Genomic DNA, 17,434 nt, shown 5'->3' on the forward strand with positions numbered 1-17,434 from the left:
CACAGTCGGTAAGCTGCGTTTCATTCAACCATTGCAGATAATTGACATCGTGCACGTTAGCCGCCGTAATACCGAAATGAACAGGAACCCCCGAACGGGAAATGACCAGCTGCATCTTGAACCCGTAATAATGCAGACGGTGGGAGGCATGGTATCCCCGGCTTGGATGCACCCCGGGATCCTCCCTGCAGATGGCTGCGCGGTTCGCTCTTACGGGCTGGCAGACCGGCACGGGTATGGAATCCAGGATATACCGGTCCGCTGCCGGGTCGATAATCCGGGCGATGGAATCAGACACCCACGGAATGTACTTCTGCATCCTGCGTTTGCGCCTGTTGTAATTTGACCTATCCGGTAAATTGCTGAAATACTGCGGATAGTCGCTCTTTATCTTCCCGTACAGGTAATTTTCCGAATCGATCCCGAGCGCTTCGGATGTCAGGGAAAGGGCGATGATATCCAGGTCACTCATCCGGGGTTTGTTCCGGTAACGCTCCAGATTCCCGTCGGCATACAGGTATTTTGACAGAACAGATTTGCAAATCCGCCGTATCTTCTCGAAATTCGTCTTTAAGTTGTGCATATAGAAAAATGTGAGAAACTTTTCTAATATACTGAATTTCAGTATAATGCACAACTTATTTGTTAATTTAACTACCATAAACTATAACGCTCTCAAACCGCACAACGGGTATTGGTTTTAATTCTTTCACTACCCGCATCTATATTGCCATATTTGTAGTAAACATACAGGTTTAGATTTTCATCATCCTTGTATTGGTCTTGGTTTAGTTCTCTACCCGGTACAACATCTATCTTGATTACATTACCGTCACTATCGGCATAGAACTCCAGGCCAATTGATACCTTTTGCTTTTTGACCTCGGCAACGTCCTTATATTTTTCGTAAAGAAAATCGTAAACGTTCTCATACATTTCCTTTAGTGTACCATTAGAACCAAAAGCATTACGCTTAAATGGCGAAACCAAATCAAAATCAAATTTGGTGTTGATAGCCGTGTTCTTAGCATAAGACCCCGAATTGAACGGAGAATACACATCACTTTCATACTTTTCTTCCAAGGCTTTCTTAACCTCACTTTTCTTTTGGATATGTTTCTCCAGAAGTGTTTTTTCTTTGGTAATCTGATGTGTCTTAATTACCGACTCTAAATGTATACTTTTATCCATTTCTAATAGTTTTAAATTACAGATGCACCTATTTGCACCCAAAAACAAAGTTACAAAATATATTCCAAATTACAATTTTGTCAACCAATTTTGTCAATTGTCAGTTTTTGCTCAAAAAGTGACAAAATGGCTTTAATGAAGTTGTGTTAAATAACTGAAATTATGTCATAGTTACATTTTAAATTAGATAATTAACATTTGTATATTGTATTTGTCAACCAAAGTGGTTATTTTTGTAGTATCAAAATCAAACAACAATGGAAATGAAGGCGGTATTTGCAGAACGTTTTAAGTCAGCCCGTTTAATGAATGGATTTTCATTGCAAGATTTGGCTGACGCATTAGACAATAAGTTATCTCGTCAGGCATTGCATCGTTACGAGAAAGGAGAAGTTATTCCCGATGCTGAAAAAATCAATATGCTTAGCAAGGCTTTAAAAGTAAGCGCTGATTACTTTTTCAGAACTACCAAAGTGGAACTAAGTGATGTCGAATACAGAAAGCTTAATAAAATGCCACAAAAGGAGGCGGCTATTATAAATGAAAAGACTAAGGAATATATTTCACGTTATTTGGAATTGGAGGAGATTTTAGGGCTGCAGAATGAATTTGAGCACCCTTTAAAGGACTTCCCTTTAGTTACTGAATATAAACAAGTAAATAAAGCTGCTGAAATTTTAAGAGAAAAATGGTTTTTAGGGAAAGGCCCGATTTTTAATATTGTTGAGCTTTTAGAAGACAAGAATATTAAGGTTGTAAAATTGGATGTGGCCGAAGATTTCGATGGGTTACAAACTTTCGTTAATGGGAGCATTCCAGTTGTTGCATATAATGTAAGAAAAGCAAACAAGCCCGACAGAATACGATTTACTTTACTTCACGAGCTCGCTCACTTGTTATTAAAGTTTGGTGATATAACTGAAAGGGAAAAAGAAACTTTATGCCATCAGTTTTCAGGGGCAATGTTACTGCCGGAAGAAACCATCAAAGCAGAGTTAGGGGCACATCGTAATAAGCTTTCCACTTTGGAATTAGGAAACATCAAAAAGCAGTATGGTATTTCAATGCAGGCTATCGTTATGAGAGCAAAAGCTTGCGGAATTATTAACGACCATTATACTAAACAATTCTTTTTCTTTATGAAGCAAATGAATTGGAAAGTGGATGAACCGGTGGACTATCAGGGAGTAGAGGAAAGCAATCGTTTTGAGCAACTTTTGTTTAGAGCTTTAATTGAAGACCAGATTTCAATGTCGAAAGCGGCTTCATTATCTAATCAGTCTTTGGCTGAATTTAAAAAGGAACATCAACCGATGTTTTAATATTAAAATTTATATGCCAAATCCTAGCTTAGGAAATGAAAATCAAAATTGCTGTCACAGATGCTTGTATTTTTATAGACCTGTATGATTTAGGTCTTGTTACCTCATTTTTCAACCTTGAGTTAGAGATACACACGACATCTGCTGTCTATTTTGAATTGTATGATGAACAGCAACAAGTTTTAAAGGCCTATCAATCAGTTGATAGGCTTATTGTTCATAATCTTACAGAAGAAGATTTTCTTCAAATCCATTCAGAATCTTACCCAAAATCTTTATCTGAAACAGATAAATCTGTTTTACACGTTGCCAATAAACTAAATGCTTGTGTATTGAGTAGTGATAAAACCGTTCGTAATTGTGCGAAGAATAAAGACATTGAATATCACGGGATGATTTGGATTTTTGATAAGCTTGTAGAGACAAACATCCTCACAAAGAAAGATGCTGCTAACAAATTAAAACAGCTTGTAGCAACTAATTTCATTTTCCAAAACAATAAACCTTTAGTTGACGAGATACAAAAGAGGCTAAAGCTTTGGTCTTAGCCTTCATAGCCACCAGATAGAAATATTGCTTTATGCAGGTAGAACCACACAAAACCAATGTTTCGCTCTGCATTCTAAAAACACTAAAAGAAAGACGAATCTAAATTTTGTATTAAAATGCCTGTATCTTATTTTTTGAACGAAATATCCCCAGTACCCTCCCAGTACCCTCCAAAGGCGGTATAAAGTAGTTTAAACTAAATGATGTTTTTAAATTATTATATACATAATGTACTAACAATCAATTTGTATTATGATATTTTATACTATTTTAAATTGCTTAGCTTTTGCATGGCATGCAAGAAGTCGTCGGTTCGAATCCGGTATCGTCTATTTGATTATCAAGTGTTTATGAAGAGCTCGCAAGTGCTTCTTTGCATCAATGCCCCCGGTACCCTCTTGGGGCTCAATAGGGGGGTAAAAAAGTCAGAGAGGTTTATTCGATAAGAAGGAAGTTATCTGAATTCCCCGCATACAACTCTGGCAACGGATCCGATATCACCGAAACGTGAACCGGCTAAAAACATTCAAGCGGCAAATGTATGGCAGATTGGGGTTTGATTGCTGAAAGCGTGTATTACGCTCGCCAACCGACATCCCTTCGATGGAGTTGGTGGTGTAGATCACCTTGCGGACATCCTCGTCCCATTCAAAGAATGCGGAGTGGTTGTGCCAGTCCTGGAGACCAAAGCTAGAAAAGATTACAGCCCGCGCTATTAAGTGTCTTTAACCTTTTAATTTCTTCACCTCCTCAGCCAAATCACTCACAACCCTAGTCAAATCCAAAATGGCCTGCGTTTTTGTTTGGTCGTCTTCCAAAAGTTTTTCTAAAAGAGTGGTCAGTTTAGGACTTTCATTGAAAATTGGTTGATGATTTTGATGAGCAACTGCATGTTCCTTAAAATCATGATTATGTTGAATATTATAAATCGCATTGTCGTCATTAAAATTCTTGATGAATTCTACCGTGACGCCCAAAGCTTCGGCCAACTCTTCAAGAGTGGGTTCGTCAATAACCACCTGACTTTCAAACTCGGAAATTTTTTGTTGAGAAAAATTGCTCGGACACATTTTACCGAGCGCTTCTTGTTTAATTCCCTGCATTCTACGAAGCTTCGCTATAACTTCTCCCTGTTTTATTTTTCTTTCTTGTTGAAATACGACACTCATAGATATAATACTTAAAACCCACTGGTATTTTACTGGTACTTTACTGTTTTCTTGTGCGAAATTGGTTTCTTATCTTTGACGTAAAGGTACAATTATTCGCCGACAAAACCACTTTTTAATATGATGTAATGGGTTTTTTCGAGGAGTATTATTTGTCTTTGCGAATTTAAACAATAGATTTGCTCCATCATTATAGGTGGTAGCACTTATGAGTCTTGTCAATGAAACCTGAGAATTTCGATTGGAACAAGACGATAAGTGGACAAACGCCCGTCAGCAATGGCGTGGCGTCCGCTTACTCGTTCCAAGGGCTTCTCAGGGCCTCATTGACAGGTAGGTTGGATGCCACGCCATTGCCGTTAATCTACACCTATCTAAATAGACTCGTTAACCAATAACGAGTTATGAAAAAAAGTTTATTTCAGAATCTTATCAAAAGTCCTGTCTGATCTTAGACATAGACACCTGTAACCAATTTTACCAAAAACTAGATAATAAATGAAGCGAATCTTGCACATAGGGGAGGGATATGTCCTTTCCAAACATAAACTTAAACACGCTTACATACAATATATCAGCCTGTTGGCTGTCGCAACGATCATGTGTTTGGAAGCCCACGCACAGCGCCCCGAATCCTCGGGGCCTGTGTCGTTGGGCATTAAATCATTTACAGAAATTGTTGCTTCCGATGCAAAATCCCAGTACGGCATGCTGGGCGTGCATGAGGTAGGAGGGAAGATCTATCTGGAGATTCCCGATTCACTCCTTGGCCGCGATATCCTTACGATAAACCGGATAGCCAAGGGATGGGCGGGCGACAAACCTTTCGATCCATTCTTAAATTTCATCGGTTTCAGTGGCGATCTCGCGAATGAAAGCCTATTCCGGTTCGATAGGGGATCGGGTGACGCCATCGTCATATATCCGCTCGATTATTCAAACCGGGTTCAGGCTGATGATGGTAAATTGGTGTTACCTGCCAATGCTGATGTTCTGCCCATCTTTCACAGCTTTCCGGTGCTTTGCCGCAACGGATCAGACGACGGATCACTGGTGGATGCCACGGAATTCCTGTCCGGGGACAATACCATCATGACCTTTTCCGGTTCGCTGCGCCGCAAATTTAAGGTAGGAGCCATGCAGCCGCAGCATTCCTCGATTTCGGGTGTGGAGGTAACCGAAAGCAACCTGATAACCACCAGCATCAAAACCTATAGCTACAACAGCGAAACCGTCCGGTTGGGTATGCGAGCGGTTTGGTTTCTACTACCCGCTACACCATATGAAATCCGGCAGCCCGACCACCGGGTGGGGTATTATACGCAGTCAGCGATAGACTACAGTAACGCCTATACGCCGCAGCAAAGCCTGCGGATGGTGAAACGGTGGCGCATGGAACCACGTCCGGAAGACCGGGAAGCCTATTTCCGGGGCGAACCGGTCGAACCCGCCAAACCGCTGGTCATCTACATTGATCCGGCTATGCCCGAAGCGTGGGTACCCTACATGATACAGGGCATCAACGACTGGCAGCCCGCCTTTGAACAGGCGGGCTTCAAAAACGCCATCCATGGCGAACGCGTGCCCCCTGGAATGGAAAGCCGGATGGTGGGCGATGCGCGTTATCCGATGATCTGTTATAAACCGAGCCGCGTTCGGAATGCGACGACTGAACTCGTCACCGATCCCCGCAGCGGGGAGATACTCAACGCGCATATTGCTTGGCACCATGGGCACATCCAAAATATCATCCAATGGCGGTACGTGATGGCACCCCTGCACCAGCGATCGCTGCAGAATAACGAAACGGACACGGCGTTCATCGGAGCCATGATCCGGAAAACCATTGCCCATGAGGTGGGGCATGTACTGGGACTCTTGCATAACTTCGGCGCGTCATCCACCGTACCGGTCGAACGGCTGCGTGAGCCCCAGTGGCTGGCCGAAAACCCTGTCAGCCCTTCTATCATGGATTACGTGCGTGTGAATTACGTGGCCCAGCCGGAAGACAACGTGCCGCTTTCTGGAATCGTACCACGTCTCGGCCCGTATGATTATTGGGCAATCGAATGGGGATACGGGCTACAGGGCCATGAAGAATGGATAACGGAAAAACTGACCGATCCGAACCTTTGGTACGGGCACCAGAGCCGGGTGGACGATCCGCGCTGCCAAGCTGAGGATCTGGGGGACGATCCGGTGGCAGCGGCTGGCTACGGAATCCGGAACCTGAAGCGGAACGCCCGGATTTTTCTGTCCGGCACACCCGGTGATCAGGAACCGGCCCCCGATATTACCGAAGCGTTATTATCGCAATACAGCTACTATGTGCGCCATGCAGTGGTTGCGTTTAATGGACCGCATGAAAAGAAAGCCGCCGCGCTTGCATTTCTGGCGGTTGAATTCTTTAAATGCCCGGATTGGTTGGTGTCATGTGGCGAACGGACGGCCGAAGTTGATGTCCCGACACAGCTCGGAAAGCTTCAACGGGAGCAGCTTCCGATCCTGCTTACCTATCTGGCGGCGAAACGGGATACGCAACTGCTGCAGAACATGCTGGAAATGATCTTTACCGAAGCGGATACCACTGATGGCAATGCGTGGTACATCCTCCGGCTCCAACAGGCTTATGTCGCCGTCCTCAACCAATTGGAAGCCACGATGCCGTATGAAAATTACCTGATCATAAAAATGATAAAGGATGTACTGGCAGACCGCCTTGACGCATTGCAGCCGGGTCATGTCGATCCGCTGACCCGGCTGCACCTGGAAAACCTGAAACTTAACTTAAAACCCTGATAGATCCATGACTTATAAATCAATACAATTGTTTTTGCCGATGCTATCGGCCTGCCTGTCTGCATTGGGCCAGATTTCCGTAAACACTTCGCAGGATGTTTTCCGGCCGGGTGATGCACTGCCCGATTCGTTTTATCGGATGAAACACCGTTCGGTCAATGTGCTGACCGGGCATATGCAGGACATCCGTTTGGAAGATTACCGCGACCAATTGGTTATCCTGGATTTCTGGTTCAACGGCTGCAAGCCCTGCATGGTCTCGCTCAACAAGCTGGACAGTATACGCGCCGCCAGGGGCGACGACCGCTGGGTTGTCTTTCCCTTTACCTATCAAAGTGCCGAAGCGTCCAAGCACACGTTCGACCGTTTCAAATGGGGCTTTACCTCCATCGTGTCGGATACCGTGCTCAGAAAACTGTTCACCGGCGAAGGTTTTCAGAACATGGTCTGGATAAAGGATGGAAAAGTAGTCGCTACACCACCGTCCAGTTTTGCAACGTGGGAAAACATCGAAAAAGTGCTGGATGGTGAACAACCATCAATGCCCTTGCGAGCGGAAATGCGCCTCGCGCTTGATCCGGCCCGACCGATTTTTACCGGCGATAACGGCCCCACAACGATCCGGTATGAACAAGGGGGCGCTAAAATCGGTGGATACGTGCCGGATTACAAAACTACGTATCTCACCACCGCCCATCTCGCGGACACCACGGTCCTTTATTGCAGCAACCTCACCATGGATGAATTGCTGCTACAGGCCTTTGCCGACGAAATCCAGCCGGGTACTCCGCCGGAAGAGGCGCTGGTATGGGACATCGGTCCGGAACGGAAAGACGTCTTTCGGGTAGAATCCCCCAGCGTTGCCAAGGCGCGTAACCTGGATGATTACACGCGGATCCAGCAATGGCGGGAAGCTTATTTGTATGGCTATACTCGCCGCGTTGCCAGGAATTTGTCGGAGAACGCCGCCGCCCGCATCGTGCAGCAGGATTTGAATGCCTACCTCGGCAGCCGATATAACCTGGAGGCAGCGATCAAAAATGGGCCGCCACGACGGTATCCGGTATTGAAATGCATCGGCAGCATGGATAACACGCTCGCACGTTTGTCGGACGAGGAAGATTTGCCCGACCGCGACAAGGAAACCATTGTCAATAGGCAGATGCCGTTCGCGTCGCACCTGCTCAGCAACATCGCCCTTGCCTGCCGGAACGGCACTAGGGGAGAAGTACTTCCGTTGGTAGACAGCACAGGCATTGCAGCCGACTTTCCGGTGAGCTTCCACATCCCCAAGGGGATGACGGAGGGGTGGACGGTGGAAAGGATAAATCGCGAGATACGGCGATACGGATTGAAGGTGGTCATGAAGGAGGATCGCATTCCGTTGCTGTACGTGAGCGAAAGACCGCCCGTTAACAATAGATCAGTCAACCACTAATATCCATAATATGCACAAACTAGTATCAATCAAAACAACCGCAGGCATTGCCGCATTACTCACGACCGCTATTATTTGCCAAGCAAACCCGGTTCAGCAGCGGCTCACCGGCACGGTAACCGATGTGTCGGGCGAGCCTCTTCCGGCAACAAGTATTCGGTTGCAAAGCACCCGGACCGGCATCGGAGTAGGCGAACTGGGGCAGTTCAGTTTGCCGCTCCCTTCCCGGCCGGATACTCTGATTTTCCGGCATGTGGGTTATAAAACCCAGAAAGTGCCGATTTCAGCCGCCACACGGTCGCCACTGAATGTCCAGTTGGTGGTCGACGAGAATACGTTGCAGGAAGTGGAGGTGAGCACAGGGTATTACACCATCCCGCAGGAACGGGCAACCGGGTCTTTTACCCATATCGACAATGCACTGCTCAACCGGAGTGTCAGCACCGACATTCTAGAGCGGCTGGAAGGTATGACCCATAGCCTGCTCTTCGACCGGCGTAACCTGACGGAGGAAAATGTGGACGGTGCTCCGGAACTCCGCATCCGCGGATTGAGTACCATCGAAGGGAACTCGGCGCCATTGATCGTGGTAGACAACTTCCCCTTTGAGGGCGACCTGTCCGCCATCAACCCGAACGATGTCGAAGACATCACGGTGCTCAGGGATGCGGCGGCAGCCAGTATATGGGGCGCGAGAGCGGGCAACGGCGTAATTGTGATTAACACCAAACGCGGACGTTATGGCCAGCCGACACGGATTTCCTTCAACAGCAGCTTCAATTTTATCGCCAAACCGGATTTGTTTTACAGCCAGAGCCGCCTTCCGGCACCAACGGTTATGGAAATACAGCGGGAGCGTTTTGAAATGGGAGGCTATCAGGAGAACGACCAGATTTTCATTCCGTCGTATGTGGAGTTGCTGATCAAGCAGCGGGATGGGCTGATCACCGCCGATGAGTTCGAAGCAGCCCAAGCGTACATGCAGAATACGGATCTGCGCAGGCAATCGCTCGACTATCTTTACCAGACTGCGTTAAACCAGCAGTACTCGCTGGGCATCCGGGGTGGCGGCGAGCGGTATACTTACGCCATTTCGGGAGGTTACGACAGAAATGACGGGAGTAATATCGGCAACCTGACCGATCGGGCGAGCATCAGCCTGCAGAATAGTTTCAAAATTGGGTCCCGTTTGGAGGTCAACGGAACGTTTGCCTATACCCGGCGGAATGAAACCCGCAATGGGTTCGGGTATGTGCGGACGGCATCCATTTATGAAGGGTTGGTGGATGAAAACGGCAACCCGAGGAGTATCGTAAGTGATTACCGGATGAGCTATCATGAAGCGGCCGAAGCAAACGGGCTGCTGGACTGGGTGAGCCGGCCGTTGGACGAAATCCATCTCCGGGATCATCGCAACAACAGCCGCGACATGCGGTTCGGTGCATCGGCTAATTTCAAGGTAATCAATGGGCTGACGCTCGTAGGGGCCTACCAATACCTGCTGGGTGAGGGTACCTCCGTTAGTTTGTACGATAAAGAGAGTTATTTCGTGCGTAATCTTATAAACAGGTTCACTCAGGCGGATGGCAGTCAGGTGATCCCCTATAACGCCATCCTTGACCACGGTACGACCAGCGGAACGGAAACGCACTCGGGCAGGTTGCAGGCCAACTTTAACCGTCAGCTGGGCCGCGCGGGTGACCTGGCGTTGCTCGCCGGAGCGGATATTGCGCAGGGCATCCAGCAGACTGGCCCGGGAGCGCGGATCTATGACTATGACAAAGATCTCTGGACGGGTAACAGCGTGCTCGACTATACCACACGTTACACCGTGCGGCCAAGCGGCCGCGCACGGATTCCGTATAACACCTATGCGCCTACCCGGTCTATCAACCGGACGTTGTCTTACTTCGGCAACGGAAGCTATTCGTACCTGCAACGGTATACATTGACGGGAAGTGCCCGTTGGGACGGGAGCAATCTGTTTGGCGTAAAGACCAACCAGCGGGGCGTCGCCCTGTGGTCCATCGGCGGAAGCTGGGAGGTGAGCAAGGAGCCGTTTTACCGGATGAAAAGACTTCCTTACCTACGGATACGCAGTACGTATGGCAGTGCGGGCAATATCGATAAAAGTCAGAGCTATTATCCGACGATTTCCGTCGGCACGGATGGCCGCACGGGGTTGAACAATGCGGTGTTAAGCAGCCCCGGTAATCCGTCCCTCCGGTGGGAGCAGGTAAAAACATGGAATCTAGGGGTGGACTGGGCGCTTGTCAATCGGCGGATAAGCGGGAGTATCGAATATTACCGAAAGCATGCAAGCGATCTGCTGGGCAATAACCTGATGGATCCCACGACCGGGATATCCTTGAACTCAGCCTACAAGATGAATTATGGGAGCATGCGGACGACGGGTTGGGACGTGATGCTGAACAGCAGGAACCTGACCGGTCCCTTCTCCTGGAACAGCGCATTGCTGATCAGCGGCAGCCAGAACGAAATTACCCATTTCAATGGGCCGGTACAGCAATCGGCACTCAACTACATGAACAGGAGGCTTCCCGAAAAAGGGAAGTCGGTGGATGTGCTCTACGCATTGCCCTGGCACGGGCTTGACCCAACGGACGGCATGCCTATTGTCTACGTGGATGGTGAGCAAACTACCGATTACGACAGCTACATCCTGAATTACCCGATTGAAAACCTCATTGACGTAGGGAGCCTCGTCCCGAAGGTGTTCGGCTCCTTGAGGAACACATTTTCATGGAAAGGTGTCGAAATGAGCGCGCTGATCGGTTTCAAAGCCGGGCACGTGTTCCGAAGGCCGTCTCTGGCACCAGGGCAGGAATACAGTGATATCTATCACATGGATTATTTTAAGCGCTGGCAAAAGCCGGGCGACGAAATGCACACGCAGGTGCCGGCAAAAAGCACCACCGCTGACCTGGGTGGGTCGGCTTATCTCTATTCGGAAACCCTGATCACAAAGGGCGATGTAATCCGGTTGCAGGATGTTAACATCGGTTATTCTTTTTCCGGCGATTGGTTGAAGAGAGCCCGCATACAGCAGATTAAAGTGTTCGGCTATGCCCGCAATCTCGGTATACTCTGGCGGGCAAATGACAACGGGCTGGATCCGGACTATCCGAATGCGGATTATCCTGCACCGCGCAGGTTTGCCCTGGGTATACAGACGATGTTCTAACGATATTTTACGAAGATGACCATGAAAAATTTAACTCGAATAATTGCTTGCACAGTGCTGTTTTCCGCTTTATCCTGTACAACCGGTTTCCTGGATATAAAGCCCGATATCCGCCAGCGTATTCCGAAAACCCTGACTGACTATCAGTCGTTGCTTGACAATACTACCAACATGAATAATTCCTCTCACGCACTGGGTATTATCGGTGCGGATGAGTTCTATATAACCGAAGCGGATTATCATTCCTTCCGGGAGGGAGTAAACTACAATTACCAGAAGCGGGCGTATACCTGGGAACGGCAGATTTTTCAGGGTGGAGAGTCATCACTGCTGGATTGGAACAATGCTTACGCCCGGATATTGTGGGCCAATGTTGTATTGGATGGGATAGCGCGCATTTCAGTGGGGCCGGGAGACGGCCAATTGGCCGATAGGGTTAAGGGAACTGCTTTGTTTCACCGGGCATTCAATTATTACAGTCTAGCCCAGCTCTTTTGCAAGGCATATACCGACGAGGGAGCGGCTGAGGATCTGGGGCTTCCATTACGCCTGGATGGGGACCTGACGGCAAAAATAGGCCGGTCAAGGCTCGAAGAAACGTACCAACGGATACTGAGCGATCTACGGGAAGCCGAGGGCTTGTTGCCACCTACCTCCGAGGTGTCCTTCCGGCCGAGCAAGGCTGCGGTCTATGCCTTGCGCGCGCGGACGAAGCTGCAGATGGGTGATTACGAGGGGGCATATAGCGATGCCAACAGCTGCCTCGAGATAAACGATCAGTTGTTGGATTATAATAGCCTGGATCTCGACCAGCCCGTCACCTTTTCTGCATACGGCGAAGGAAACCCGGAAGTGATTTTCATGGCGACATGTCCGGGTAACATCTCATATCTGTTATTGCTCACTTTCCATTACATGAATGCGGATACCAATCTTCTGGCGAGCTATGCTGCGGATGATCTTCGGTTGCGGGCCTTTTGGACACCAAGGGAAGACGGTACTTTTCAATACAAAGGCAGTTATGACGGAAGCAGTATCCTGAGCTTGTTTACCGGTCTCGCCGTAGATGAGGTCTATCTGATGCGTGCCGAATGCGCCGCCCATCTGGGAAATACTTCAGAAGCATTGGCAGATCTTAACCAGTTACGTAAGCATCGTTTCCGCACAGTGGGATTTGCCGATCTGGAAACAACAGATTCGCAACAGGCACTTGATTGGGTGGTGGAGGAACGGCGCAAACAGCTTGTTTTGAGGGGAACCCGGTGGGAGGATTTAAAGCGGTTGAATAAAGAGGAAAGGTACCAAAAGGTATTGAGGCGTGACCTCGGTAGCTTAAATTTTGAGTTGCCACCCGGCGATCCGCGTTACGTTTGGCCCATTCCGATTGAAGCCATTGAAATGGGCGGGTACGAGCAGAATCCGCGCTAAATAAAACAACCCCCGCATGGCAACTGGCCATACGGGGGTTGAATCTCCCTAGCAAAAAATCAGACTACGGCGCGAAACGCGAATACTCAGGGGAATTCCCCGGCCCGGTGTATGTCGCACCTGCATTCAGAAAGTCCTGAATAGTCGGATTGGGTTGCATCGGGTCATTGAGTTGATCGATCAGGTCCTGAACCTCGTCTTCATCCGCAGCGCTCAGATTGAGCTTTACCGAGCAGATCTGGCCGGTATTTAATGTGCTGCAGTCGCCACTGGGCTCAGTTTCCTCCGGTTCTTCTTCCACACGTTGGTTCGTGGCATCCGTCTCCGGGTTGGATGGATTGATAATGCTAACGGCGATCCACTGCTCGCCTGTTTGGATTATTTCGATACCTGTGACATCCTCCGTTGGAACGATCGTCCCCGCAATACTTACCTGAACCGCCATGAAAAGTACCGCACCCGACAGTACTCCAGAGATTATGTTTTTTATCCTTTCCATAATCGTAAAAGGCATTTTTCTATACGGAAATGCTTACCGTTTAATGTTTGAAATAACTGTTTGTTAAATAACTGCTTATTAGTCGGTCATCGGCTGACCACGCCGCGAATGTTCCGGTATCTGGCGCGGAAACATCCCCAATCTTTTCCCCACGGCCCTGCGCCGGAACAAGGCATTTCTCCGGTTGTGCGTGGAGATATGTACAGCCAATCGATTAGCCATAACGATATCCTCCCGATTCTTGTTCTTCTGGTGCCATACCGATCGGATATTTCAGGACGCGCGGGTCTGGCCGGCTCGGTAGTGCGTCCTTTTGGTCGCAATCTTTCTTTTTCCGTAAAGCCGCAATCAAGACAGGTACTTGATTGCTCGGAGGACACGAACAGGGTATGTAAACGGATGCTCGGATAGGGAAGGACTCAACCTGTCGCTCTGCAGAAAGCGCAATAACGACATAAGCGATTGCCTGGACGACGAGCGGAATACTGTGCGGTGTTTCGTGTGTTACTGTATTCATAAAAGCAAAGGACGGTCCATTCACAGAGGTGAACAATCCGATATCGGACTATTTTCATTTTTTTCTAGACAACCACAGTTTTCTTGCCTCGAAAAACTGGGAGCGGCCAACATTGATGAAATCTATCTGCTGATCCGGTGTGGTCCGCTTGGCTAATTCCGGAAAATCGTTCATAAATGCGGCAAATTTCCCGTAGGTCGAGGACTGCTGCAATACACCCACCAGCTTATCCTGTCTTTCCTTATAGCGCTGATTCATCAAGTGTAGCAATTCGCTCACCTCGGTGAAGCGCTCCTTGCCCTCGCGCATACGCGACGCGCGAATGCATAAAATGGTCGTCACTTCCGTAAACTGGATGTAATGCTCGGCTTGTTCGGGCGTGTACAGGTGTCGTACGCCCGCAAAGCCCTGCATTTCCGTGGCAAACCAACGGATGTGCCGTTGGCCATCGGCATCCAGCGTGTATCCGCACGCCAACCCGTCCAACACCACACACCAATAAGGCATGCGTACATCGGGCGTCATAAAATAAGCAAGGCGGTCGTAAACCATCACCCGGCCGTGTCGCCGTAGAAAGGCTTCGGCAGGAGCCGATAGCGGGATACGTTGGTGGAAATAGTCAATAAACCGATTCATGGTCTGGCGGTTCAGGGCGGCCGGATAGGTCCGCCGTACATGAAAATAAGTGAATCATACATGCTGGGCGTTAGGTTTGGAGGCTGTAGACCCATTTCCTGCCGAGGGGTCCGCTCGTCGGGAAAGGGCCGTAGCCGATTTGGGTATTGGGATAGCAATCTGCTCGAGTGGAAGAGGGGGTCTGCGGTAGGGCAAAAGGAAAGCGGATACATTGAAAAGGATCATCAGGGCGCTGAAATGGTACAAACCAAGGAAAACGGCAATGCCCGCATGCATCGCGATAATTGACCCAAGCCAGATGCGCCGGGTGGCATGCAGCCAGATACACAGCGGGTAGCCAATTTCAAGCAGGATTACTCCCCAGCCCAGTACGGCAACCACTTCGGGATAGGGCTCCAAGAAGGCCACGTCGGGCCGTAGAGCACCCGTCAGTTCGGGCAGGTGCAACGCTTTCCACAAAGCCTCGCCGTTGCGCCAGGTTGGCCCGAGTATTTTGTCTAAACCGCCGAAAAAATAAATAAGACAGAGGTGCAACTGCAGTACGCGGAGACAGGGCGTAGCCCAACGGCTTGCCGGATTGCCCATTGGAAACCAGACGCAATAGAAAAGCGCGCTGCAAGCCAAGTAGTCAAAGCCGTAACTGAACGCGGGGTGCGCCATAAATAGCCATTGGTGAATCAGCCAAAGCCCCAAGGCGGCCATGCGTGTGGCGATACCTAAAGCCAAAAGCGCACAACAGACCAGATAGGCAGCAAGGTGCCATCGCCCGATGGGTCCATCGGTCACGATTGCCAGTGGACGGTTTTCGCCCAATTGCAGCAACCGGTGGTCAAGGATACTGTCGGGCCCGTATAGCAGGTCAAAATCCGGCCACAATTGCAAACCCGTGAGCAACAGTAGTACAGCGATGCCACAGCGGAACACAGGTAGCCAGCCTGCGTGCAGCAGGGTATTGAAGAAAAATCGCTGGATCATAGCGTAGGCAGTGGATCAATTTCTTTTTGGTAAACGGACGCCCGCTGGCGGTAAGCATAGGAATGTACGACACATCGGATACGGCCGGACATAGGAATACCCCATTCGTGCCTTGCGATACGCTGGGCAAGGCAGTGGGCAAGGGCACGGGCTTGCCGGAGCGTGAGGGATACCGCAGCACCGTCACCCGTATCGCCCTCAAGTAAGTGTTGCATGCGGTTCAGCAGGCTATGGTACCGCAAGTGCGAATGCGCCCGTTTCAACGGCGGGGTACGGGTGGTTGCCAGCACGCTGCCATGACCATCCAATAGCGACACCTCCAACACGAACGAACTGCCCACCTGCGGCGCAAAAAAGCCGTAACCGGTGGCCGTACCGGTGCACCGGGCAAAGACACGTAGGGGCATCAACGAGGCAACCGTGTTCGCAATGCGTTCGGCATGCTGAAAATAGCCGGAGCCCGGCACTCCTTCCAATTGGCCGTATCCCCGTGCCGTACTGCGTACGTTGTAAACAAGGATGCACAGAAAATGCCAACCCAAAAAGAAGTAAAACAGGCTCCGGCTCATCAGCTATCCACCGTAGTAGGCCAACAACTGGAGGTCTTCCGTCGCCAGGCTATTCAGCGTATCGCGGTCGTCGCCGAAATATAGGTCGTGTTTGAATAAGCCTGAACCCAATGCGTCCGGATTTGCGATAGCCGTATCCGTACGATCAAAAGTGTTGTTGGAATTCGGAAGTCCCGATACCAAGTAGAACGCCATCGCCACGACACCTGTAGCGCAGGACGAAATCCATTTAAACTGTGTTTGTCTCATGATGTGAATCCTTTATGTCGGCGAAAAATGGCCTGTTTTTGCCAAAAATCTCTTGAGTTTTCCCTATATGGAGTCACAGCTGTCAAAACCGGTCAATTTTGAGGTGTTTTTGACATTTACTATCTTGCGGTTCTTTTTTCACTAAACTGCCCAATATGAAAAGAACTGCCATCCTCATTGACGATGATCCCTTCGTGCATAAAGACGTCCGATTCCGGCTGAAGAGCTTGCCCCGCATCCTGCTTATCGCTACGTATTCCAGTACGGATGAAGCGCTTGAATACATAGAAAGCCACGGTTATGTGGATGTGATTTTCTGCGATATCCTGATGCCTGGCAAAGATGGGTATGAGGCCAATAGACTGCTGGCGGGATGTTGCAACCTGTTTGTCTTCTTGACGCAAAAGGAAACCCACGGGCCGGAAATCTTTACGACGGCGTCTATGGTGCACTACCTGCGCAAACCCATTGATGTCGCTGCGGTTTCCCTGTTGTTGGAACGACTGGATCATGAAGACCGGAAAGCGTCCGAGGGAGCACTGCCGGCGGATGTTTTGTTTGTTTACGATCGCATTTCCAAGAACAGGGTTTCCGTGGAGCTTCGGGATATCATGAAAATATCGTTCGGGGATAAATATGGCTCAATGATCGTGGCGGGCAGGGAGGATCGCCTGCTGGTTTACGGTACGGTGTCGACCACTCTGCACCGGCTCAGAGAAGTGGGATGGTTTATCCGTATTAGCCGAAATACCATCATTTCCCGCTATGCGATCGAGAAGGTCGATCCCCAACTGGTGGTCTATTTTAAGTGGGGTGGTTATGAAGCCGTAAAGCGCACCTATCAGCCGCTCTTCCGGGAATTTATAAAACAGCATAAGTTGGGCTAAA

At 49.1% G+C, this 17,434-nt stretch carries 17 protein-coding genes; 8 read left to right on the plus strand and 9 right to left on the minus strand.

The window, feature by feature from the left end; genetic code table 11:
- Both ACFQRK_RS00005 and ACFQRK_RS00010 read right to left on the minus strand, forming a co-directional pair.
- The coding region (locus ACFQRK_RS00005; protein WP_379002380.1) for a transposase at window positions 1-583 on the minus strand (583 nt) is incomplete at its 3' end.
- A gap of 92 nt (window positions 584-675) precedes the next feature.
- Window positions 676-1,191: a hypothetical protein gene (locus ACFQRK_RS00010; RefSeq protein ID WP_379002382.1), complete on the minus strand. Its 516-nt coding sequence runs from the start codon at window positions 1,189-1,191 to the stop codon at window positions 676-678.
- 263 nt (window positions 1,192-1,454) lie between these two features.
- Between ACFQRK_RS00010 and ACFQRK_RS00015 the strand changes: the two genes are divergently transcribed.
- Both ACFQRK_RS00015 and ACFQRK_RS00020 read left to right on the plus strand, forming a co-directional pair.
- Complete coding sequence (locus ACFQRK_RS00015; protein ID WP_379002384.1) at window positions 1,455-2,513, plus strand: helix-turn-helix domain-containing protein; 1,059 nt, start codon at window positions 1,455-1,457, stop codon at window positions 2,511-2,513.
- Between the two features lie 35 nt (window positions 2,514-2,548).
- Complete coding sequence (locus ACFQRK_RS00020) at window positions 2,549-3,061, plus strand: hypothetical protein (protein WP_379002386.1); 513 nt, start codon at window positions 2,549-2,551, stop codon at window positions 3,059-3,061.
- A gap of 726 nt (window positions 3,062-3,787) precedes the next feature.
- Here ACFQRK_RS00020 and ACFQRK_RS00025 read toward each other — a convergent pair.
- On the minus strand, window positions 3,788-4,231 hold the full coding sequence (locus ACFQRK_RS00025; RefSeq protein WP_379002387.1) for a helix-turn-helix domain-containing protein: 444 nt from the start codon (window positions 4,229-4,231) through the stop codon (window positions 3,788-3,790).
- Window positions 4,232-4,452: 221 nt separating this feature from the next.
- Between ACFQRK_RS00025 and ACFQRK_RS00030 the strand changes: the two genes are divergently transcribed.
- From ACFQRK_RS00030 to ACFQRK_RS00050, 5 genes are all read left to right on the plus strand, one after another.
- Window positions 4,453-4,629 carry a hypothetical protein gene (locus ACFQRK_RS00030; RefSeq protein WP_379002389.1) on the plus strand — a complete coding sequence of 59 codons (177 nt, stop codon included), beginning with the start codon at window positions 4,453-4,455 and terminating at the stop codon, window positions 4,627-4,629.
- Between the two features lie 100 nt (window positions 4,630-4,729).
- Window positions 4,730-7,030 (plus strand): zinc-dependent metalloprotease, encoded by a 2,301-nt coding sequence (locus ACFQRK_RS00035; RefSeq protein WP_379002391.1) that lies wholly within the window; start codon window positions 4,730-4,732, stop codon window positions 7,028-7,030.
- A 7-nt stretch (window positions 7,031-7,037) separates the two neighbouring features.
- The gene (locus tag ACFQRK_RS00040) at window positions 7,038-8,468 is read left to right on the plus strand and encodes a peroxiredoxin family protein (protein ID WP_379002393.1); all 1,431 of its coding nucleotides are present in this window, start codon (window positions 7,038-7,040) and stop codon (window positions 8,466-8,468) included.
- 10 nt (window positions 8,469-8,478) lie between these two features.
- Window positions 8,479-11,673, plus strand: a complete 3,195-nt coding sequence (locus ACFQRK_RS00045; protein ID WP_379002395.1) for a SusC/RagA family TonB-linked outer membrane protein — start codon at window positions 8,479-8,481, stop codon at window positions 11,671-11,673.
- 21 nt (window positions 11,674-11,694) lie between these two features.
- Window positions 11,695-13,101, plus strand: coding sequence for a RagB/SusD family nutrient uptake outer membrane protein (locus tag ACFQRK_RS00050; protein ID WP_379002397.1), 1,407 nt, complete (start codon window positions 11,695-11,697; stop codon window positions 13,099-13,101).
- A 64-nt stretch (window positions 13,102-13,165) separates the two neighbouring features.
- On the opposite strand, the gene ACFQRK_RS00055 is transcribed toward ACFQRK_RS00050, so the two are convergent.
- The 6 genes from ACFQRK_RS00055 to ACFQRK_RS00080 form a co-directional block, all read right to left on the minus strand.
- Window positions 13,166-13,600 (minus strand): hypothetical protein, encoded by a 435-nt coding sequence (locus ACFQRK_RS00055; protein ID WP_379002398.1) that lies wholly within the window; start codon window positions 13,598-13,600, stop codon window positions 13,166-13,168.
- 214 nt (window positions 13,601-13,814) lie between these two features.
- Window positions 13,815-14,117 (minus strand): hypothetical protein, encoded by a 303-nt coding sequence (locus ACFQRK_RS00060; RefSeq protein ID WP_379002400.1) that lies wholly within the window; start codon window positions 14,115-14,117, stop codon window positions 13,815-13,817.
- A gap of 54 nt (window positions 14,118-14,171) precedes the next feature.
- A complete protein-coding gene (locus ACFQRK_RS00065; RefSeq protein WP_379002402.1) occupies window positions 14,172-14,753 on the minus strand; it encodes a hypothetical protein in 582 nt (193 codons plus the stop codon).
- A 54-nt stretch (window positions 14,754-14,807) separates the two neighbouring features.
- Window positions 14,808-15,728 carry a hypothetical protein gene (locus ACFQRK_RS00070; protein ID WP_379002404.1) on the minus strand — a complete coding sequence of 307 codons (921 nt, stop codon included), beginning with the start codon at window positions 15,726-15,728 and terminating at the stop codon, window positions 14,808-14,810.
- The gene (locus ACFQRK_RS00075) at window positions 15,725-16,297 is read right to left on the minus strand and encodes a hypothetical protein (protein ID WP_379002406.1); all 573 of its coding nucleotides are present in this window, start codon (window positions 16,295-16,297) and stop codon (window positions 15,725-15,727) included. Before ACFQRK_RS00075 ends, ACFQRK_RS00070 begins: the two co-directional genes overlap by 4 nt.
- 3 nt (window positions 16,298-16,300) lie before the next feature.
- The gene (locus tag ACFQRK_RS00080) at window positions 16,301-16,546 is read right to left on the minus strand and encodes a hypothetical protein (RefSeq protein ID WP_379002408.1); all 246 of its coding nucleotides are present in this window, start codon (window positions 16,544-16,546) and stop codon (window positions 16,301-16,303) included.
- Between the two features lie 155 nt (window positions 16,547-16,701).
- On the opposite strand from ACFQRK_RS00080, the gene ACFQRK_RS00085 reads away from it, so the two are divergent.
- On the plus strand, window positions 16,702-17,433 hold the full coding sequence (locus ACFQRK_RS00085) for a LytR/AlgR family response regulator transcription factor (protein ID WP_379002410.1): 732 nt from the start codon (window positions 16,702-16,704) through the stop codon (window positions 17,431-17,433).
- The last annotated feature ends 1 nt before the right edge of the window (window position 17,434 follow it).

It is taken from the genome of Parapedobacter sp. GCM10030251, from assembly GCF_042666505.1.
GTDB lineage: Bacteria > Bacteroidota > Bacteroidia > Sphingobacteriales > Sphingobacteriaceae > Parapedobacter.